The following is a 19,485-nucleotide window of genomic DNA, read 5'->3' on the forward strand; positions in this document are numbered from 1 at the left end:
GAATGGGAGGGTTATGTTTAGCGTCAGTATTGTCCTGTACAAGCATCGGCCGGAGGAAATCCTTCCCTTGTTGAAGGAGTTACAAGCAGCAGCTTCTGTGCAACGTGTTTGGTTGGTTGATAACGCTGGCTGCCAATGGGCAGAACAGCTGGATACGCTGACGAAGATGCGATATATCAAGTCAGATCGTAACGGCGGTTATGGGTATGGTCATAATCAGGCGATACGAGTGGAGACAGGCGAATGTTCGCACCATATTGTCTGCAACCCTGATATTCGGGTTGAGCCTGAAGCGCTTGATCGCTTGCATGCACTTGTGAGTAGCCTGCCGCAAGCCTTGTTTATGCCTAACGTGGTCTATCCTGATGGTGCGCGTCAGGAGTTGTGCAAGCTTCTGCCAACTCCGATGAATTTGTTTGCACGCAAATTTGTACCAAGCTTGGCTAAAAAATTGGACCATCGCTACTTGCTTCGGGATGCAGATTATTCGAAGCGATTCTTTGCTCCTTCGCTCTCGGGGTGCTTCATGGTGTGCAACTTTCAGGCGTTACGTGCTGTAGATGGTTTTGATGAGCGCTATTTCATGTATTTAGAAGATATAGACTTGTCACGTCGCCTTGCTGTGCACGGTGGAACAATGTTTGTGCCAGACGTCACCGTAGTGCATGAATTTCAAAAGGAGTCATTTAAGAACCCGGTGTTGGCGCGCGCGCATATCAAATCAGCAGCGCAGTATTTTTCGCGCTGGGGGTGGATTTTTGACCTGGAGCGTTCCAAGCTCAATCGTAAATGTCTGCAGGAACTGCCCCGAGTGGAGCACTTATAGTACGGGTTGTCTCCAGTCTGAAATGCAACGCCTATTCTTTTTGAAGATGTCGCGTCTTGGACTGTTGCGTAGATGCTGTGTATCGCAAGCGCTGCTCTGCGAGAATGGATAAGGTACCATCAGTGCCCGCTATATGCATCAGAAGGAGATTGACCACTATGAACGCCAAAGGCAAGAAAATTCCGGTACTGCGAAGTGACGAAGAGGCGGAGCGCTTTGTGGACTCGGCCGACTTGTCCGAGTACGACCTGTCGGAATTCAAACCCATGCGCTTCGAGCTGGCCAAAAAGGAAGCCTCCCTGGACATGCGCCTGCCGTCTTCACTGATGAACGCCATACGTGCCAAGGCCGAGGCGCTGGGCATTCCCTATTCGCGTTATGTGCGCATGGTGCTCGAAGCCGATGTGCAGCGTGGCCGCTGATTCCCGACCGTCTGGGTTGTGCGGCAGACTGCCTGATTCAGCAGTTCGGACGTTTTGTCCAGAGAGTCATCCAGGCCCGTCCAGGCCAATTCGAAGCCTTTGAGGAGCAGCTATGAACAGCAGAGAGTTCACGCCGTTTGCTGAAAGTGACCCCGCCGTGAAGCCGCTCCTGCAGCGGTTGACGCAGCCAGCCACAGAGGTGCCCAGTCAGGCGTATCAGGCCACCATGCGCGAACTGGGGCGGCATTTGTCCCGAAGCTTGATGGGGCAACACGGTGCCAGTTTGCAGGGCAAGGATGTTTGTGTGATCTGTACGGTAGAGGATGCCGATTTTCTGGCCGCTGGCGTACTGGACGGGCTGATAGCCAATGGTCTGGAGGCGTCCAGGCTGTTTCTTCAGTGCTACTGGAATGACCGGGTACGAGAAGATGGCATATCCATCACCCCGGTGATTCGCCAGTATGTGGAGCCAGTCGAGAGCGAAAAGGTGGCCTATGTCGTCGTCAAGTCCATCATTTCCAGTGGCTGTGTTGTCAGGACGAACCTGACGCGGGCCCTGACGGAAGCCAAGGCGGACAGTGTGTACGTCCTGTCTCCCGTCATGGTGGCGGGCGCGCAGGAGCGTCTGGGGCATGAGTTCCCAGCCGATCTGGCAGACAAGTTCAGCTACATCTGGTTTGCTACAGACCCTGAGCAAGTGGGCGAGGTCGTGAGCCCTGGCGTGGGCGGACTGGTCTATGACAGACTGGGCTTTGACGGTGAAGCCGGAAAAAACAGACACACGCCGGATATCGTCAGACAACGTCGGCGCAGCCACTTCCCCTCTTGTGCGGCCTGACTTTCGGGGTTCTCCGGCAAGGCCTAGGCTTGCAACAGATCGTGTGATTTCGCCCCGCTGACATGACGGACCGCTACACTGGATCGTTTTACATGACGTGTGCGTCAAGACAAGGCAAGGGCAGGTGGGCGTGAGATTGTTTTTGGTATCTTTTCTGGCGGTATTCATCATGCTGCTGGTGCCCGGCACCGCCGTGCAGGAGCTGGCCGCCTGGCTGCAGTTCCTGAACCGCAGCGTGCACGTGCAGGGTGGCCTGCTGCAGCATGTGGACAAGCTGGTGCACCTGGGCTTCTTTGCCGTACTCGCCTTGACCGGCTGGCGCGCTTTTGGCCGCCGCGGCCGCCCCTGGCTGCTGCTCGGCCTGTTCAGCTTTGCCGTGCTGACCGAATGGCTGCAGGGCTTTGTGCCGGGCCGTTCCACCAGTGTGCTGGACCTGGTGGCCAACAGCATCGGTAGTGGCGTGGGGGCATCGCTTGGCATGCTGGTGTGGCGTGAGGGTAGCCGGGTGCGTTGAGCGCTGGTGGCGGGCTGCAGATTCCGGATTGGCGGTGATTTGATTCCGGATCTGCCGCGTTTATATTCCGAAATTACCGCAACCAAATTCCGGATTGGCGGATGTTTGATTCCGGATTTGCCGCTATCATCGCGACATGTCTGCAGATGTCTTGTACCCACGCCATATCACGTCGCGCATCGCCGAGGCCATGCAGGACACGCCCGTCGTACTGCTGGCCGGACCACGCCAGTCTGGCAAGACCACGCTGGTGCGACAGCTGGCAGATCCTGACTGGCGTTACCTCACGCTGGATGATGAACTCACGCAACTGGCCGCGCGGGAAGACCCGGCAGGCATGATCCGCAGTCTGGACCGCGCCATCATCGATGAAATCCAGCGTGCGCCGCAGTTGTTGCTGGCCATCAAGAAAAGTGTGGACGAAGACCGCCGACCCGGGCGCTTTCTGCTCACCGGCTCAGCCAACCTGATGGCCTTGCCCACAGTGGCAGACTCGCTCGCAGGCCGCATGGAAACCCTGACATTGCTGCCGCTGTCGCAGAGCGAGATGGAAGGGCGTACGCGCAATTGGCTGGATACCGTATTCGCCGGCCAGCTACCGCCAGCAGGTGCACCTGCGCGGCAGGCGGCCCTGGAAGAGCGAGTCTTGCGCGGAGGCTATCCGGAAGCCGTGGCCCGTGCCACACAACGGCGGCGCGTGGCCTGGTACCGGCAGTATGTCGATGCCCTGATCCAGCGCGATGTGCGGGATGTGGCTGGTATTGACAAGCTGGATCAGCTGCCTCGCTTTTTGAGGGCACTGGCACAAACCGCTGGCCAGCTGTGTAACTACAGCCAGCTTGGAGGGCAACTGGGTCTGGATGGCAAGACGGCCGCGCGCTATGTGGCTGCGTTTGAGCAGATGTACCTGCTGCGGCGGGTGCCGGTATGGGCCAATAATCGCCTCAATCGCGTCATCAAGACCCCCAAGCTGCAATTTGTCGATTCGGGCTTGTTGTCTGCCTTGCTGGACCTGGGAGAAGTCGAGCTGCAGCAGGACCGCAGTCGTTTCGGCCATGTACTCGAAATCTTTGTTTATGCGGAATTGTTGCGCCTGGCCGCCAGTGCCGATGGGGATTACCAGCTGATGTACTACCGGGATCGGGAGCAGGTCGAGGTCGATATCGTGGTTGAAAATGCGGCAGGCCAGCTCATTGGGGTCGAGATCAAGGCCGCTGCTACCGTGCGTGAAGCCGATTTCAAAGGCCTGAAAAAATGGGCGGGCTTGGCTGGCAAGCAGTTCCGCATGGGCGTGCTGCTGTATGACGGGGATGAAACCCTGCCGGTGGGCGATGGCCTCTGGGCGGCTCCGCTATCGACATTGTGGGGCGAATGAACGGCGGATATTTTCAGAATCCGCATGAGCGTGCGGATTCTTGCTGAAATGGCCTGCTTTTGCCAGGAATCCTCACGATCGTGCGGATTGTCTGCTCCCTGATTGCCCCTGAGCGGGGCCCAGACAGGTGCGCCGTTCGTCCCGCACCTATGCTAAATTGCCAGCTGTACCCGGATTCCCCGCGCAGGGGATCTGTTGTCCATGTCATGGCACACCACGTGCCGTTAACCAGGCGAAATCCCCATGTCTGACCAGACCCTCCTCACCCCCATCGACAAGGCCGGCATCCTGGCCCAGGCGCTGCCCTACATCCGCGAGTTCCATGGCAAGACCATGGTCATCAAGTACGGCGGCAATGCCATGACCGATCCGGCACTGCAAAAGGCCTTTGCCGAAGACATCGTGCTGCTCAAGCTGGTCGGCATCAACCCGGTGGTGGTGCACGGCGGCGGTCCGCAGATCGAGACCGCGCTCAAGCGCCTGGGCAAGGAAGGCCATTTCATCCAGGGCATGCGCGTCACCGATGCCGAGACCATGGAAGTGGTCGAATGGGTGCTGGGCGGCGAGGTGCAGCAGGACATCGTTGGCCTGATCAACCAGGCCGGTGGCAAGGCGGTCGGCCTGACTGGCCGTGACGGTGCCATGATCCGCGCGCGCAAGCTGCGCCTGAAGGACCTGAACGATCCGGCACAGGAACACGACGTCGGCCAGGTAGGCGACATCGAGAGCATCGACCCGAGCGTGGTCAAGGCGCTGCAGGACGACCAGTTCATTCCGGTGGTCAGCCCGATCGGCTTTGGCGAACAGAACGAGAGCTACAACATCAACGCCGACGTCGTCGCCTCGCACCTGGCGATGACGCTGAATGCCGAAAAACTGCTGATGCTGACCAATATCCCCGGCGTGCTCGACAAGCAGGGCCAGCTCCTGACTGAACTGACCTCGGCCCGCATCGATGAACTCTGCGCCGATGGCACCATCTCCGGCGGCATGCTGCCCAAGATTGCCGGCGCGCTCGACGCTGCGCGCAGCGGTGTCAATGCCGTGCACATCATCGATGGCCGTGTGCCGCACAGCATGCTGCTGGAAATTCTCACCGATACGCCGTACGGCACCATGATCCGCGCAGCGTAAGGAGGGGGCATGAGCGATATCCTGATCCATACCGATGGCGGCGTGTCCACCATCACCTTCAACCGCCTGGACAAGAAGAACGCGCTGACCGAAGCCATGTACAGCGCGCTGGCCGAGGCCATGCAGCAGGCCGCAAGCGATGATGCCGTGCGCGTGCTGGTGATCCAGGGCGATGCCAGCGTGTTCACCGCCGGCAACGACATCAAGGACTTTCTGGAGCATCCGCCCACCAGCACCGATGCGCCGGTGTTCCGCTTCCTGCGCCAGCTGGTGAGTTTTCCCAAGCCGCTGATCGCCGCCGTGGCGGGGCCGGCAGTGGGCGTGGGCACCACCATGCTGTTCCACTGCGACCTGGTCTATGCCGGTGACAACGCCGCCTTTGCCATGCCCTTCGTCAACCTGGGCCTGTGTCCCGAGGCCGGCTCCAGCCTGCTGGCGCCGCAACTCGTCGGCCACCAGCGTGCGGCCGAGTTGCTGCTGCTGGGCGAGCCTTTCCTGGCCGAAACCGCCCGCGATATCGGCCTGGTGAATCGCATCACCGCGCCGACCGAGGTCAACGCACTGGCGCTGGCGCAGGCCCAGCGCCTGGCCAGCAAGCCGATGAGCTCGCTGCTCGAAACCAAGCGTCTGCTCAAGCAGGGCCAGCAGGCTGTGCTGCTGGAGCGCCTGGCCGAAGAGGCGGCCGTGTTTGCGCGTATGCTGGGCGAACCGGCCGCGCGCGAAGCCTTCACCGCCTTCATGGAAAAGCGCGCGCCGCAGTTCCACTGAGCGTTTCGGCTTGAACGCTAGCACCCCGTTGCGGATCCGTCTGCGGCGGGGTATTTTTTATGGATTGGAGACTGGCACCCAGCGACCGTCGTAGCCGGGCTTGCCAACATAGCGCGGCGGCTTCAGGTCGCCGGGCGCGACATAGCCGTGCTGGTAGTAGGCCGTGCAATGGCGCGGCATGGCTGGGTCGATCGCCTGCACGGTTTCCTGCGTGCAATCACTGTCGTCGTAGCGCCACCACATCGGGCCGCTGCGCGACGGGCAGACGCGGATCGTGGTCTCGTAGGTGTTGCGGTTCAGGCTGGCGGCATCGCAATAGCCGGCCCCTTGCGCAATCGCCAGTGTGAGTGACTGCATGTTGGCATCGGTATTGGCGCTCGGGCACAGGTTGAGGAAGTTCAGCCGCTTGGTCAGCGTGGACACATCGGTGCGGAACAGCTTGCGCAGGCCAAAGTAGTAACTCAGCGCCGGCGCACAGGCCGCCGGATGGCTGCCGCTGGACAGGCAGAGCAGCGCTTCGCAGGCGAGCCGGGTGATGCCGGTGAACAGCGCAGGTTGTTGCGCCTGCGCGGGCAGGGCCAGGACACCGAGCAGGGAAAGCATCAGCAGGGGTTTGCGCATCAGACGGGCTCCATCGGGGGCAGCTGGGGAATCGGGGTGGCGGGCAGCAGCCGTTGCCGGAAGCGCCGCTCGCGGTAGTAGCTGATCTTGTCGAGCAGGGCAGCATCGGCCAGGCCTTCCATCAGCACGATCTGGCGCTGTGGCCCGAGTGCCTTGACCTCCTGCGGCAGCAGCAGCGGGCGGCTGTCCAGGATCTCGGTATGGCTGGTATCGCGGCCCTGGCTGCGTTGCTGGCGGCGCTGCGTGGTGTTGCCCAGCATTTCGGAATAGAGCCGGGCATCCTGCTGCTCGCGCGGGGCAAACAGGATCTGCGTGGCGTGGTTGGTGGCCAGGTTGCGCGCCTGCTCCGTGCCGTAGACGGCATCGAGCTGGGCCATGCTCTGGATCACCGTCAGCAGCCGCAGCTGGTAGCCGGCCATATAGCTCACGCTCTGCGCCAGGATATCGATGCGGCCCATGCTGGTGAACTCGTCCAGCAGCAACAGGCAGGGGTGGCGCAGCGTCGGATCCTGCTCCGGCAGGGTGCGCGTGTTGTCGCGGATCAGCAGCGAAAAGAACAGCCGCACCAGTAGCGCCGCCTGCTCCAGCCGGTCTGGCGTGATGCACAGGTAGACCGTCATGCGCTGGCGCCGTACCTGGTCCAGCGCGATGTCGTGGCCGCTGGTGGCGGCATCGAGCTGCGGATCGGCCCAGAGCCCGAGCGGGGCCTGCAGGCTACCGAGGATGCTGCTGAGCGTGTCATCGGCCTGGTTGCACAGCGCGCGCAGGCTGGTACGGCAGGTATCCGACAGCAGATCGTCATCCGCCAGCAGCTGCAGCCAGTCGCGCATCGGCCGGCCGTCGCCAATCGACAGGCGGTAGAGCTGGCCAAGCGTGGGCGGCTGCGCGCCAGGCAGTTGCAGGCGCTGGTCACGCGCATGGCGCTCGAACAGGCACAGGCCGAGCGCGACAAAGGCGTTGCGCGCCTGGTCGGTAAAAAAGCGCTGGTTGCCGCTGTTGTCGCCTTCCGGATACAGCACCTGTGCGATGCCGCGCAGGTCGCCGGCGCAGCGCGCCGGCTCGCTGGACACATGCTGCAGCGGATTCCAGCGGTGGCTGCGGCCATCGGCGGCAAAGGGCTGGAAGCAGAACACCTGCTGGCCGATATGGCGGCGGTAGCCGCTGGTGCGCGCGTGGTTTTCGCCCTTGATATCGAGCACGACCACGCTGTGTGCATAGTCCAGCAGCACCGGAATCACCACGCTCACGCCCTTGCCGGAACGCGTGGGGGCGGCCAGCAGTACAAAGCGCTGGCCGTGGTCACGCAGCAGCTGCCGGCCGCTGCGGCCGATCAGCAGGCCGCCGGCATCGTCACGGAACAGGCCGGCGCGGCGCAGCAGGGCGCGGCTGGCAAATCGTGCATCGCCATGCAGGCTGCGCGGCGGCGATCGCCACAGCACTACCAGCGTGCCGAGCCAGAGCAGCAGCGCCAGGCCCAGGCCGATGCCGCCGCTGATCCGGATCGCCTGCCAGTGCGGCTGCAGCTGGGGCAGGTGCTGCAGCGGCAGGTAGCGCGGCCAGAGCCAGGGCGTGGCGCTATCGGGCAGGCTCCACCATTGCAGCAACAGCCAGCCGGACAGCCAGCTGCCGGCGACCGCCAGCAGCAACAGGCTGGCCAGCGACAGTGTCAGGCGCAGCGGGGCGTTCATGCAGGCGATTCCGGCAGGCGCTGGCAGGCCAGCCGCGGGTGATGCCGGCTGTCCGGGATCGGTGCCAGCAATAGCTGATCCGGGCCGGACGGCAGCAATCGGTAATGGCGCACGTGTGCATCGCGCAGCAAGGACAGCACCAGCGCCTCGAACTGGCGTTGCGCAGAAGCCGACAGGGATCGGTCCGGGGCTGCTGCGGGCAGTAGCTGCGCTTGCAGCACCTGCTGTTGCCACTGGCGACCGCGCAGCTGGCTATTGCCGCCGAGTTGTAGGCGCAAGTGCGTGGGCGCGCTGCCATCGGTGGGTACCAGCGTCAGCAGGGTGTTGCTGTGCCAGTGGCCGTCGGCAGTAGCACGCAGCGCGGCCTGCTGGCGCAGTTGGCCGGCGGGGATTTGCAGCAGGGCCGGCAGCTGCTGTGGCGTGCTGGCACACATCCATTGCCCGGCCAGCGGTGACGGGCGCGCCAGTACGGCGGCCGGTGCCAGCAGCATGAGCAGGGCGATCCGGTGCATCAGCTGCATGTGGCCTCCAGCTGCGCCTGCGGATCGAAATGGATGCCGGTGAGCTGGCGCTTGCCGGCGTGGGCGCGCACATGCACGACGATATCGATGGTCTGCTGCAGCAGGCGCTGGATCACGCCAAACTCCAGCCCGGCACCTTCGGGCGAGGCCTTGACCATCAGTGCCAGCTGGTCCCAGGTTTGGGCCACGCTGCCGGCATGGCAGCTGGTGATGGAGCCCGGGTGGCCGGAGGCGCAGTTGCGGATGAAGTAGAAGGCCTCGTCGCCACGCAGCTCGGCCAGGATGATGCGGTCCGGCTTCATGCGCAAAGCCGCTTCCATGCAGGTCTTGGCGCTGACCGGGGCCAGGCTTTGACCGCCCTTGGAATAGAGCAGGTGCACCGCATTCGGCTGCGTGATGAAGAGTTCGCGCGCGTCCTCGATCGTGACCAGCCGTTCCTGTGGCGGGATATGGCCGACCAGCGATTTCATGAAGGTCGTCTTGCCGCTGCCGGTTGCACCGGACACCACCAGCGTCTTGTGCTGCAGCACGGCCAGCCGGAAAAATTCGGTGTGGCGGCCCTGGTGCAGCAACTCCAGCAGCTGGCGATCCTGGGGCGACAGGCGTTGTGTCTGCGGTGCCAGCTGGTCGAAAAACCCTTGTGCCGCATACTGTTCCAGCGAAGGTGGCTGGCGCGAGGGCAGCCGGATCGTGATCGAGATACGCTCGGCCTCCACCGCCGGCGGAATGATGAACTGTGCGCGCTGCCCCGAAGGAAAGGTCAGCGATACCATTGGCTCGGCTGCGGTGATGCGCTGGCCGGTATTGCTTTCGTTGACGATGGTGGTGCAGAAATGGCGCACCCGCTCTGGTGTCAGGCCGGCCACCGGCATGCACTGCCAGCCGGCTGGTGTTTCCAGATAGACCTCGCCAGGACGGTTGATGCAGATTTCGGTCACATCCGGCCGCGTCAGGTAGTCGGCAATGCCGAGCATCTGGTACTGGTACTGCAGAAAGCCGTCAGGCAGCCGGGCCAGCGGGTCGGTGTTCATGGCGTCAGCACTCCGGCAAAGTCGATATCGCGTGCCACCTGGATCGTGATCAGCTGGCCTTGCGCGATCGTGATGGTGGGTGCGCGCGTGGCGCCTGCCTGCAGCGCGGTCTGCGCAGCCGATTGCAGCGTGTCGGCGGTGCGGCTCTGGTAGGGGTTGGTCTGCTGCACCAGGCTGCCGCTGTCTACCGAGATGCTGGTGGTGCTCGGGCTGGCGGCGGCCGGGGCATGCCTGGCAGCGGCGATCTGCATCACGTCGCTCATCAGGCTGACCAGCAGCGCCGAGCTGACGCGCTCGCCCCAGTGCTTGTCCACCACGCCGGGATGGCCGCTGCCACCGAGCGCATCGGCGCCGGGGCTCATCAACTGCACGTCCAGCCCGTCGGGTGTCAGCAGGCGCTCCCAGATCACTGCCAGTCGATCGGCGGCACCCAGCTGTTCCTGGTACTGGCCGCTGATGCGCGAGCCAGGCCGGATCAGCAGTTGGTTGCCGAGGGAGTAGACCGGCTCGGTCACGATGCAGGACGTCAGTCCGGCGATCTCACTGACGATGCGTGTTTCCAGCACGCAGCGGATCACGCGGCCGCGCGGCAGCAGCGTGGCAGGGTGCTGGACACGTTGTACCAGCGCAGTGCCTTGACCGGATTCGGCGGCAGGCGGACTGGCTGATTCCACCAGCGGGCCGGCGCTGGTGCTGGTGGGGCTAGGCTCCGGCGCCAGCTTGGGGGCGGGGTTGCGCGGGCGTGCCAGTGGCACAGGTGCCAAGCTGGGTTCCGGCAGTGTCTCCACCGGGGTGGGCAGGGCGGTCTGCCCGGCCAGCGCCATGGTGACTTGGCCAGACGGCAGACCGGAGGGCGGCAGCGGCGGCAAGGTATCCGGCAACAGCGCGGCGGCGGGCGCACTGGCACTGGCCTGGAAACTCTGCTGCGGCAGTTCCACGCGCTCGCCGGAACTGCGTGCTGGACTGCTGGGGCCATCGCTCCAGGGCAGCCGGCTCATGCTCCAGGCGACCATGGCGGCACTGCCGGCCAGCAGCATGGCGGCGAACACCAGCGCCTTGCGGTTCAGCCGTGGCCGCTGGCGGCTTCGCAGCACTGGTTCTGTGGCTAGCAGAGCCTCATCGGCGGCACTGGAGGTTTCAGGTGTGACAGCTGGCTGTTGCCCGAGGCGGAAAGTGAATGCCATGCCTTACTCCCGTCGCAGTCCCAGCACCTGCTGGCCGTGGCGCAGCACCAGATAGGGATAGACGCCATGCACGGTGATGCGCCCATGTTGGTAGCTGCTGTTGATGATGAAATCCCCGCTGTCCTGCTGCTGCCGGCCAAATACGGCAGGCAGACCGCCATGCAAGGGGAGGTCATGCGACAGATCAATATAAGTAAAGCGTCCGTCATCGAAGACGCGCTCGGGGCGCAGCCAGGCGGCGTCATCGCTGGCGGAGTAGCTGTAGGCATCGTGTTGCGGGCCGGTCTCCGGCTCCGCATTCGCGTTCTGACGCGCCGGCGCATCGGGGTAGCGGAAGCGCACCTTGTAGTGCACGCCCTGGCGCCGTGCCTGTGCCGGCGTCAGCGCACCATGGCCCAGCACCTGCAGCTCCAGCAGGTAGTTGCGCCGGTCGGTGCGGATATGCATATTGGTGGCGGCCTGCGCGTGGCGCGGCTTCAGGTAGAACACCTGGTCACGCCGTACCAGCTCCCAGCTGCCACTCTGGCCGGTGCCAAAATCGCGCACCTGTTCATCGGCCTCGAGCTCGATCTGGGTCGCAATTCCCTGGCCGGTGCGCACGGCATAGACGGCATCGGGCTGGTAGCGGTATTCCTGGATCACGCCGCCCTGCACGGCCTGCGACAGCAGGGGCAACAGGCAGAGCAGCGCGCGCCATGCGGGTCTAGAAGGCAGCATCGCGCTCTCCTGTAGACGGGGTGCTGGGTGTTGCAGCACTGCTGAATGCGTCCTGATCGACGCGGTAGGCCAGCACACGAAAGCCCAGCGGGTTTTCGAGGCGCGCGTCCTCGTTCATCTCCAGCGTCGCGTCGTAGCCGATCTTCAGCGTGGCGAGCCGGGTATCGAGCAGGCGGGACTGGCCGCTGGCCTTGTCGAACAGCCAGCGCTCGAAACGCACGCTGGCCGCCACCGGCGTGCGCGGCACCGGGCTGTCAGCGTCGCTGCCGACATCGTTCCAGTTCAGTACCGTGCTCAGGATGCGCACGCGCAGCGATTGCGCGCGGCCATACAGCGTGTCGGGGTTGTCGGGTGCCCGTTGCTGTAGAGCGCCTCGTATTCTTTCAGCACGGCACCGCTGGCCATGGCCTGTACCAGCCGGCTATCGCGCCGGTTCAGCAAGTCCCAGTCATACGATTCGCGCGCAATCACGAAATGCGCCACCTGGCTCTTGTTCAGTGCCTCGCTGGCACTCACCGCAGCCTGCGGCATCTCGATGCGCGCCACGCTGCTGGTGCCGTGGGCCGGATCGGCCAGTACCAGATACGGCACTTGTTCCTTGAGCGGCAGCAACAGCACATAGCCGCCAGCCAGCAGCAGCGTCAGCAGGGTGGAGGCAGCGGCCACGCGCCAGGCCTTGCGCTCGCTGTGGCGGCTGCGTTCGATCAGGCCGGTTTCGAAATCGCGCGCTGCTGTCAGTAGCGGGTGCGCCGGAGTCACGGAACGTTTCAGCATGCAGCCTCCGCGCAATCGCCAGGCCCATCTTGCCAGGCCAGCAGCTGGCGTCCCTGTAATTCCAGCATCACACCTGCTCGTGCGCATACAGCGTCTGCAGCGCCAGCAGGGCTTGTGGCAGTGACAGGTGACGAAAACCGGTTAGCGTGGCCGGCAGCGGGTAGTCCTGGCTCAGGCGATCTTCCAGTTGCAGGCCGCCTTGTGCACTCCAGCGTTGCAGCAAGGGGCGCAGGCTGCCATCGCGTGCACTAATGACATAGGACGGCGTAGCAGCAGGGCTGGACTGGTAGCGGTTGACCGGTTGCCAGCTCCCGCCAAAGTCGGGCGCAGCATCGCTGGCACAACCAGCCAGCAGGATCAGGCCAAGAGAGAGTAGTGTTTTTGCTTCAGGGCGCATCAAATTTTCGCTCCAACGTGTAATAAGGTGCTATATTACATCGTAAGTATTCGTTAAAACGAATTTTGTACAAATATTTGATGCGATCCTCGCCATGATGCCCGATTGCCCCAACCTGGCCGTTCCCGCCGCCGTGCTGCAGCACGTGGTCCGGGTCGAATCCGGCTTTCATCCCTATGCCATCGGCGTGGTTGGTGGCCGCCTCGCGCGCCAGCCACGCAATCTGCCCGAAGCCGTGGCAACGGCCAATATGCTGGAGCAGCAGGGCTACAACTTCTCGCTCGGGCTGGCCCAGGTCAACCGTTACAACCTCAGGCGCCAGGGCCTGAACAGCTACGAGCAGGCGTTTGGCAGTTGCGACAACCTGCGCGCCGGCAGCCGCATCCTGCAGGAGTGCTACCAGCGCGCCGGAGACTGGGGCAAGGCATTCAGCTGCTATTACTCCGGCAACTTCACCACCGGCTTTCGTCATGGCTATGTGCAGAAGGTCATGGCGCGCATGCAGCCTGTTGCCGCGGCGCAGGCGATGCCGATACCGGTCGTCGGCAGGCCCAAGCCGGCTGCCGTCAAGCGCGCCACAGCCGAACCGCCGCACGCCAGTCCGCTGCCAACGTCATCTCCAGTTCCTGCTGCCGCAGCCTTGCCAGTGCCTGCCGGCGACACCCGTTTCGTTTTCTAACCACCCCAGGAGACTTCCATGTCCACATCGCTCCCCCCTGTCTATCGTCCCTCTGTACTGCGCCGTCTGCAGCCACTAGGCATGCTGCTGCTGGTCAGTCTGTGCCTGCTGCATGCGCCAGACCTGCTTGCCGCTGATCTGGTCAACGGCGGCAAGGTCGGCAGCTTCCTGATCAAGATCCGCGATGCGCTGGTACCGATCTCGATCACCGTCGTCACCATCGCCTTCGTCTTTGCCGGCTACCAGATCGCCTTCAACCACAAGCGCATCAGCGATGTCTCGCCGGTGCTGGTCGGTGCCGTTGTCATTGGTGCTGCCGCGCAGCTGGCCGGCTGGTTCATCGGCTGATCGCGGAGACTGCCATGCGCAAGGACACCGTGTTCCGCGGCTGCACCCGCCCGGCCATGTTGCTGGGTGTGCCAATCTTGCCGCTGTTTGTCGGTGCTGGCAGCTGCCTGCTGCTGGCGGCCTGGTTCAACCTGTTCTGGCTGCTGGCCCTGCCGCCGGTGGTGTTCAGCCTGCAGCTGATGGTACGCCACGACGACATGGTGTTCCGCCTGCTCGGCATCCGCTGGCTGTTCCGCTTGCGCGTGCGCCAGCGCGCCCTGCACGGCGGCATGTGGGTGTTCAGCCCGCTCGAACCACGCCAGCCGGAGTAAGGCCATGCGCCCTGAACCACTCCCGCCCATCAGCGCCCATGTCCCGCTGTCCAGCCATGTCACGCCCGAAGTGGTCAAGACCACTGGTGGCGACTACCTGATGTGCTGGCGGCTCGATGGCCTGCCATTCGCCGGCCGTGAAGAGGCCGAACTCGAAAGTCGGCACCAGACCTTCAACCGCCTGCTGCAAAGCCTGCGTGCCCCGGAATACGCCAATGTCGCGTTCTGGGTGCACGATGTGCGCCGCCGCATGCAGCTGGACCTGCAGCCGGCGTTCGACGATACCTTCAACCAGCAGTTGTCTGATCAGTACTTCGCAGCCTTGTCCGGCCGCAAGCTGATGCAGAACACGCTCTACTTCAGCATGCTGTACCGCCCCGCGCCCGAAGGCCGGCGCCTGCTGCAGCCCGCTACCGATCTGGCTTCGCTGCGCGCCGAGCAGGAGCAGGCCCTGACACGCATCGAGGAACTGGCCGGCCATGTCGAAGCCGTGCTGCACGATTACGCTCCCAGCCGGCTCGGCCTGCAGCAGGATGCGCACGGCACGCTGTTCTCCGACATCAGCCGCTTCTGTGCCTGGCTGATCAACCGGCTGGACGAGCCGATGCCCTTGCCGCGTGGCCCGATCCATGCCAGCCTGCCGGTATCGCGCCATATCTTCAGTCCGTCCGGCGGTGATTTCATCGTGCGCACACCCGATGGCGCGAATCACTATGGTGCCATGCTGCAGCTCAAGGACTATCCGGAACAGACCTGGCCCGGCATGCTCAACGGCCTCAAGTACCTGGATATGGAATACGTGCTGACGCATTCCTTCACGCCGCATGCACGCCAGCAAGGCCTGAAGGTGCTGGAGCGCACCAAGGGCATGATGATCAGCGCCGGCGACCGCGGCGTCAGCCAGATCGAGGAGCTGGATCTGGCCATGGACGGACTCGCCAGCGGCCATTTCGTACTCGGCGAATACCATTTCAGTCTGGCGATCTACGCCGACAGCCAGGAACAGCTGCAGCGCCATATCGCCCAGGCGCGTGCCGAACTGTCGCAGGCCGGTTTTGTCTCGGTCAAGGAAGACCTGGCAGTGGCTGGTGCCTTCTACGCCCAGCTGCCGGGCAACTGGCGCTACCGGCCACGGCTGGCGCAGCTGTCATCGCTGAATTTCCTCGGCCTGAGCCCGCTGCACAACTTCGCCTCCGGCAAGCGCAGCCACAACCCCTGGGGCGATTGCGTCACCGTGCTGCAGACAGCCAATGGCCAGCCCTACTATTTCAATTTCCACGCCACCCATCCGGGCGAAGACAGCCTGGGCGAAAAGGCGCTCGCCAACACGCTGGTGATCGGCAAGTCCGGTACCGGCAAGACCGCGCTGATCAATTTCCTGTTGTCGCAGGTGCAAAAATACCAGCCTAGGCCCACCATTTTCTTTTTCGACAAGGATCGCGGCGCCGAGCTGTTCGTGCGTGCCTGTGGTGGCCGCTACCTGCGCCTGGCGCAAGGCGAACCGACCGGCTTCAATCCGCTGCAATGCGAAGCCACCCCGGTCAACCAGCAATTCCTGGTCGACTGGGTCAAGCTGCTCGCCAACAAGCCGTCCTACAGCGCCAGCGAAGACGAGGATATCCAGCGCGCCGTGCAGGCCATGCTGGACACGCCGATGCCACTGCGTACCCTCGGCAACCTGCAGAAAAGCCTGACGAATCTCGGCGACGACAGCATCTACGCCCGCCTGCGCACCTGGACCCGCGCCGGTGCGCTCGGCTGGGTCTTCGACAACCCGCAGGACCGCATCGATCTGGCCGATGCCAGCATCATCGGCTTCGACTACACCGAGATCCTCGACCAGCCGCAGCTGCGCACGCCGGTCGTGCACTACCTGCTGCACCGGCTAGAAGCCCTGATCGACGGCCGCCCGCTGCTCTACGTCATGGACGAGTTCTGGAAAATCCTCGACGGCGAAGGTGGCCTGAAGGAATTCGCACGCAACAAGCAGAAAACCATCCGCAAGCAGAACGGCCTCGGCATCTTCGCCACCCAGTCGCCCGAAGACGCATTGCGCAGCGATATCGCCGCCGCGCTGATCGAACAGACCGCCACGCTGATCCTGCTGCCGAATCCGCAGGCCGACCGGCGGGATTACATTGACGGCCTCAAGCTCACCGAGGCCGAATTCCAGCTGCTGACCCAGCTCGACGAACGCAGCCGCTGCTTTCTGGTCAAGCAAGGCCATGCCAGCGCCCTGTGCCGGCTCGACCTACAGGGGCTGGACGATGCCCTCGCCGTGCTCTCGGCCAACACGCACAACATTCAGCTGCTGCAGCAGGTCCTGACTGAGCTTGATTGATCCCGGCGCGGCCGATGGCCTGCAATCGCCGCCACCCGAGCAGTGGCTGCCGCGCTTCCACGCGGCCCGCCGCCATCCTTCCTGATACCCAGCGAGTCCGACCATGTCCAAGTCTTCGGCCGATGCCTTCATCACCCGACTCTATCCCGCCGCCGTCCAGGCCTCGCAGGAAACCGGCCTGTCCTGGGAGCTGATGCTGGCCCAGGCTGCGCTCGAAACCCGCTGGGGCCGTCAGGCCTCACTGGCCGATACGCACAACCTGTTCAACATCAAGGCCGATCGCCACTGGCAAGGCCCGGAAAAGCAGGTCCACGTCTGGGAAGTGGAGGGCGGCCGCACGCGCTGGCAGCACGACGGCTTCCGCGTCTACCCGGATGAGGCCGCGTCGCTGCAGGATCGCAACCGCTTTCTGCAGACCCAGCCGCGCTACGCCCGCGCCGGCCTGTTCAAGGCTGACACCCTGGGTGACTACGAGCACGAAGCCCAGGCGCTGCAGCGTGCAGCGTGCCGGTTACGCCACCGACCCGCACTACGCCAGCAAGCTGATCCGCATCGTCGAAGGTCCGACCATGCAGCGTGCCCTCACGCATGCCCAGCAGGTCCATGGCCAGTTGCACCTCGATCCCGCCTCGCCGCAGGCCGATCAGCCGCTGCAGCCCGCCGAATCCTGGCGCGCCGCTGCCGGCCAGGCTGTGCTCGCTGCCGCACAGCAGCGCTTTGCCCCCGGCACCCACGAATACGGCCGCGCCGATGGCAGCTGGCAGCAGGGCCGTCCCAACCGCAGCCCGGACCAGCGCACCGACCCCAGCCGTGATGGCCGCGACCTCGACGGCGATGGCCGCCGCGGCATCGACTGTTCCATGCTGGTATATCAATCGCTCAAGGATGCCGGCTTCCAGTGGCCCGGCGCCCATCTCACTACCGCCATGCTGTTCAAGGGTACGCAGACCACGGCGCTCGCGCGCAGCCACTTTGACACCATCACGCCCGAACAGGCGCGTGAGCAGCAACTGCAGCCCGGCGACATCGTCATGTTCAAAAGCCGCCATGGTGCCGGCCAGCACGTCGGCATCTTCCAAGAGTACGACGCACAAGGCCAGATGCGCTTCTTTGGCTCTCAGGTCAGCACCGGCCCGGCTACCGTCACCATCAAGTCCGGCGGCTACTGGGACGGCGCGCAGCAGGAATTTCTCGGCGCCTTGCGCCCACGCAGCGAGCATTTCGTTCGTACCGAATCTCCCGCACAGACCGCTATGGCGACGACATCCCCGGCAGTCGACAAGCCGGCGCAGCACGGCAGTCCCTGGCTCAACACCCTGTGCCAGCAGCTGCATATGGGTTGTCCAGACATTCCGCAACAGCAACAAGGCCCGATCGCCCAGTATCTGGCCCAGCGCTTGCAGGCTCTGCAACTCGCCCCGGAACAGCTGGGGCATCTGGTGCAGGAGCAGCACCAGGGCCGGCAGTGGCTGCACGCCATCGGCCAGCAGGGTCAGGCTCTGCTCAGTGCGATCTCGACAAGGCGCGCCAGGGCCTGAAGCAGGACCAGCAGCGGCACGACAGTCCGCAGCACAGCCTGTCACAGCGCCCTGGTCTGTAATGCCGACCTGTTCTCCTTCCGTATCTGGATCCGATTCACCATGCGAATTTCAGCCACTCTCCCGAAACTGCTGCGTCACCTGCTGCTGCTCATCGGCCTCATCGGAGCCAGTCTCTCTGTCCAGGCACAGATCCCGGTCACCGATGCCGCCAATCTGGCCTTCCAGAAAGCCATGCAACAGGCGATGCAAGCCCTGATGCAGAACACCGTCGCCGAATCCGCCATCAAGGAACACTTGGGGAACACCATCCTGCGTGACCAGATCGGCCAGAAACTGCTGTCGCCCATGCTGGAACAACTCAGTATCAAGACCGGCATCGATTTCACCCGTGTCACGCAAGGCATGACCTCCAAAATCACCCAGAACCAGCAGGACTGGAATTCCCGGAAATTCGGCATGCTGCAAACCACCACCAGGCAGACGCTGGAAAAGACGCCGGCACCATTGACCACCATGCAGCGCTATTACGGACTGGACACCACGCCCAATTGCCCGGATCGCCCGGGTCCGATTCGGGAATACTGCCTGGCCAGTCGCCAGATCCTCGCCGCCCAGTTGCAGGAAATCGAACATCTTGGGCAAACACTCGAAGCGCGCAATCTGGCCTTGCAGGACATGATGGCCGATAACCAGTACGGCACCCTGGCCGAACTCCAGCAAAAACAATACACGCTGCAAACCTTGCAAGCCCTGATCGCCAATGACCAGATGCGCTTGCAAACCGCCATGGCGGCGTATCAGGGCATGCGCACCCTGTATCAGGAAAAATACCAGGAAGCCCTGCAGCAACGCGTTACTGGCAAGCCCAGCCTGCTGGGGGGCATTTCCCAGGTCGCTGTCGCCAAGTTGGGGATGCAGGCCGGCAAACTCGCTGCGCGTGAACTGGTCGGCAGCAAGAACCTGTTCGCCATAAACCTAGCGGGAATCATTGCCATGCTTGACGCCTTTATCTCTGCCCAGCTGTTTGCCAGCATTCGCAGCTATATCGTCGACCTGATCCACCAGTTCGGTTATGCCGGCATGGCCCGTGCCTATGGCTTTGCCGTAGCCGTCGGTACCGTCATGCTCACCATCTGGTTCATGTGGCAGGGCTACCGGCTCGCCACCGGCCAGAGCCGCGACAGCATGCAGGCCTTCCTCATGCGCGCCATCAGCGTCATCACCATCCTCTCGCTGGCGCAAGGCATGACCCTGTTCGGTCAGGAACTCTCTACCCTGATCATCGATGACCTGCGCAACAGCATCGCCAGCGTCATCACCGGCGATAACTATCGCGACCCCGCCGACATGATAGGCAAGGTCATCACCCAGATGTTGATCCTGCAGACTGCGCTCGATGTCTACCAGGCCAATGGCGGAGCGGCGGCCAGCAACATCAGCATGGCCAACTTCCTC

The 19,485-nt window shown here is 63.5% G+C and carries 20 protein-coding genes and 2 pseudogenes (1 of these 22 only partly in view); 14 read left to right on the forward strand and 8 right to left on the reverse strand.

All coding sequences use genetic code 11. The annotated features are described in order from the left end of the window. The first annotated feature begins 13 nt into the window (after positions 1-13). The 7 genes from ACI3EV_RS01710 to ACI3EV_RS01740 all read left to right on the forward strand — a co-directional run bounded on the left by ACI3EV_RS01710 (position 14) and on the right by ACI3EV_RS01740 (position 5,877). The gene (locus ACI3EV_RS01710; protein WP_337692045.1) at positions 14-826 is read left to right on the forward strand and encodes a glycosyltransferase family 2 protein; all 813 of its coding nucleotides are present in this window, start codon (positions 14-16) and stop codon (positions 824-826) included. A gap of 158 nt (positions 827-984) precedes the next feature. Continuing rightward, complete coding sequence (locus ACI3EV_RS01715) at positions 985-1,248, forward strand: BrnA antitoxin family protein (protein ID WP_337692044.1); 264 nt, start codon at positions 985-987, stop codon at positions 1,246-1,248. A gap of 112 nt (positions 1,249-1,360) precedes the next feature. Continuing rightward, entirely contained in the window at positions 1,361-2,086 is a 726-nt protein-coding gene (locus ACI3EV_RS01720; RefSeq protein ID WP_337692043.1) for a hypothetical protein, read from the forward strand. Between the two features lie 169 nt (positions 2,087-2,255). Further along, the gene (locus ACI3EV_RS01725; RefSeq protein WP_337692042.1) at positions 2,256-2,600 is read left to right on the forward strand and encodes a VanZ family protein; all 345 of its coding nucleotides are present in this window, start codon (positions 2,256-2,258) and stop codon (positions 2,598-2,600) included. A gap of 136 nt (positions 2,601-2,736) precedes the next feature. After that, positions 2,737-3,975, forward strand: a complete 1,239-nt coding sequence (locus tag ACI3EV_RS01730; RefSeq protein ID WP_337692041.1) for an ATP-binding protein — start codon at positions 2,737-2,739, stop codon at positions 3,973-3,975. Positions 3,976-4,218: 243 nt separating this feature from the next. Continuing rightward, entirely contained in the window at positions 4,219-5,109 is an 891-nt protein-coding gene (gene argB, locus ACI3EV_RS01735) for an acetylglutamate kinase (RefSeq protein ID WP_337692040.1), read from the forward strand. A gap of 9 nt (positions 5,110-5,118) precedes the next feature. Further along, on the forward strand, positions 5,119-5,877 hold the full coding sequence (locus ACI3EV_RS01740) for an enoyl-CoA hydratase (RefSeq protein WP_337692039.1): 759 nt from the start codon (positions 5,119-5,121) through the stop codon (positions 5,875-5,877). A 57-nt stretch (positions 5,878-5,934) separates the two neighbouring features. Here the strand turns inward: ACI3EV_RS01740 and ACI3EV_RS01745 are convergent, their stop codons facing one another. From ACI3EV_RS01745 to ACI3EV_RS01780, 8 genes and pseudogenes are all read right to left on the reverse strand, one after another. Next, entirely contained in the window at positions 5,935-6,498 is a 564-nt protein-coding gene (locus tag ACI3EV_RS01745) for a TrbM/KikA/MpfK family conjugal transfer protein (protein WP_337692038.1), read from the reverse strand. Further along, positions 6,498-8,186 (reverse strand): type IV secretory system conjugative DNA transfer family protein, encoded by a 1,689-nt coding sequence (locus tag ACI3EV_RS01750; protein ID WP_337692037.1) that lies wholly within the window; start codon positions 8,184-8,186, stop codon positions 6,498-6,500. Before ACI3EV_RS01750 ends, ACI3EV_RS01745 begins: the two co-directional genes overlap by 1 nt. Next, positions 8,183-8,707 carry a hypothetical protein gene (locus ACI3EV_RS01755; protein ID WP_337692036.1) on the reverse strand — a complete coding sequence of 175 codons (525 nt, stop codon included), beginning with the start codon at positions 8,705-8,707 and terminating at the stop codon, positions 8,183-8,185. Before ACI3EV_RS01755 ends, ACI3EV_RS01750 begins: the two co-directional genes overlap by 4 nt. Next, complete coding sequence (gene virB11 / locus ACI3EV_RS01760; protein WP_337692035.1) at positions 8,698-9,738, reverse strand: P-type DNA transfer ATPase VirB11; 1,041 nt, start codon at positions 9,736-9,738, stop codon at positions 8,698-8,700. Before virB11 ends, ACI3EV_RS01755 begins: the two co-directional genes overlap by 10 nt. Beyond that, positions 9,735-10,922, reverse strand: coding sequence for a TrbI/VirB10 family protein (locus ACI3EV_RS01765; RefSeq protein ID WP_337692034.1), 1,188 nt, complete (start codon positions 10,920-10,922; stop codon positions 9,735-9,737). The genes virB11 and ACI3EV_RS01765 overlap by 4 nt, the downstream gene beginning before the upstream one ends. A 3-nt stretch (positions 10,923-10,925) precedes the next feature. Next, positions 10,926-11,639, reverse strand: a complete 714-nt coding sequence (locus tag ACI3EV_RS01770; protein WP_329770741.1) for a TrbG/VirB9 family P-type conjugative transfer protein — start codon at positions 11,637-11,639, stop codon at positions 10,926-10,928. Beyond that, a pseudogene (locus tag ACI3EV_RS01775) lies at positions 11,626-12,500 on the reverse strand (virB8 family protein). Before ACI3EV_RS01775 ends, ACI3EV_RS01770 begins: the two are co-directional and overlap by 14 nt. Continuing rightward, positions 12,481-12,810, reverse strand: coding sequence for a hypothetical protein (locus tag ACI3EV_RS01780; RefSeq protein WP_405198012.1), 330 nt, complete (start codon positions 12,808-12,810; stop codon positions 12,481-12,483). Before ACI3EV_RS01780 ends, ACI3EV_RS01775 begins: the two are co-directional and overlap by 20 nt. A gap of 94 nt (positions 12,811-12,904) precedes the next feature. Here ACI3EV_RS01780 and ACI3EV_RS01785 point away from each other — a divergent pair, with 94 nt between their 5' ends. The 7 genes and pseudogenes from ACI3EV_RS01785 to ACI3EV_RS01815 all read left to right on the forward strand — a co-directional run. After that, a complete protein-coding gene (locus ACI3EV_RS01785) occupies positions 12,905-13,489 on the forward strand; it encodes a lytic transglycosylase domain-containing protein (RefSeq protein ID WP_337692031.1) in 585 nt (194 codons plus the stop codon). Between the two features lie 18 nt (positions 13,490-13,507). Continuing rightward, complete coding sequence (locus tag ACI3EV_RS01790; protein WP_337692030.1) at positions 13,508-13,837, forward strand: TrbC/VirB2 family protein; 330 nt, start codon at positions 13,508-13,510, stop codon at positions 13,835-13,837. Between the two features lie 14 nt (positions 13,838-13,851). Beyond that, complete coding sequence (locus tag ACI3EV_RS01795) at positions 13,852-14,148, forward strand: VirB3 family type IV secretion system protein (protein ID WP_329770746.1); 297 nt, start codon at positions 13,852-13,854, stop codon at positions 14,146-14,148. Positions 14,149-14,152: 4 nt separating this feature from the next. Further along, positions 14,153-16,489, forward strand: a complete 2,337-nt coding sequence (locus ACI3EV_RS01800; protein WP_405198013.1) for a VirB4 family type IV secretion/conjugal transfer ATPase — start codon at positions 14,153-14,155, stop codon at positions 16,487-16,489. Positions 16,490-16,682: 193 nt separating this feature from the next. Next, positions 16,683-16,934 (forward strand): annotated as a pseudogene (locus ACI3EV_RS01805) (glucosaminidase domain-containing protein); the annotation flags it as partial. 19 nt (positions 16,935-16,953) lie between these two features. Further along, positions 16,954-18,027 (forward strand): NlpC/P60 family protein, encoded by a 1,074-nt coding sequence (locus ACI3EV_RS01810; RefSeq protein ID WP_405198014.1) that lies wholly within the window; start codon positions 16,954-16,956, stop codon positions 18,025-18,027. 102 nt (positions 18,028-18,129) lie between these two features. After that, positions 18,130-19,485: the 5' portion of a type IV secretion system protein gene (locus tag ACI3EV_RS01815; RefSeq protein ID WP_405198015.1), read on the forward strand. It continues 573 nt past the right edge of the window; only the first 1,356 of its 1,929 coding nucleotides appear in the window; the start codon lies at positions 18,130-18,132; its stop codon lies beyond the right edge, outside the window.

Source organism: Allobrachymonas wangyanguii (assembly GCF_045055315.1).
In the GTDB taxonomy this organism is placed as follows: domain Bacteria; phylum Pseudomonadota; class Gammaproteobacteria; order Burkholderiales; family Burkholderiaceae_C; genus Brachymonas; species Brachymonas wangyanguii.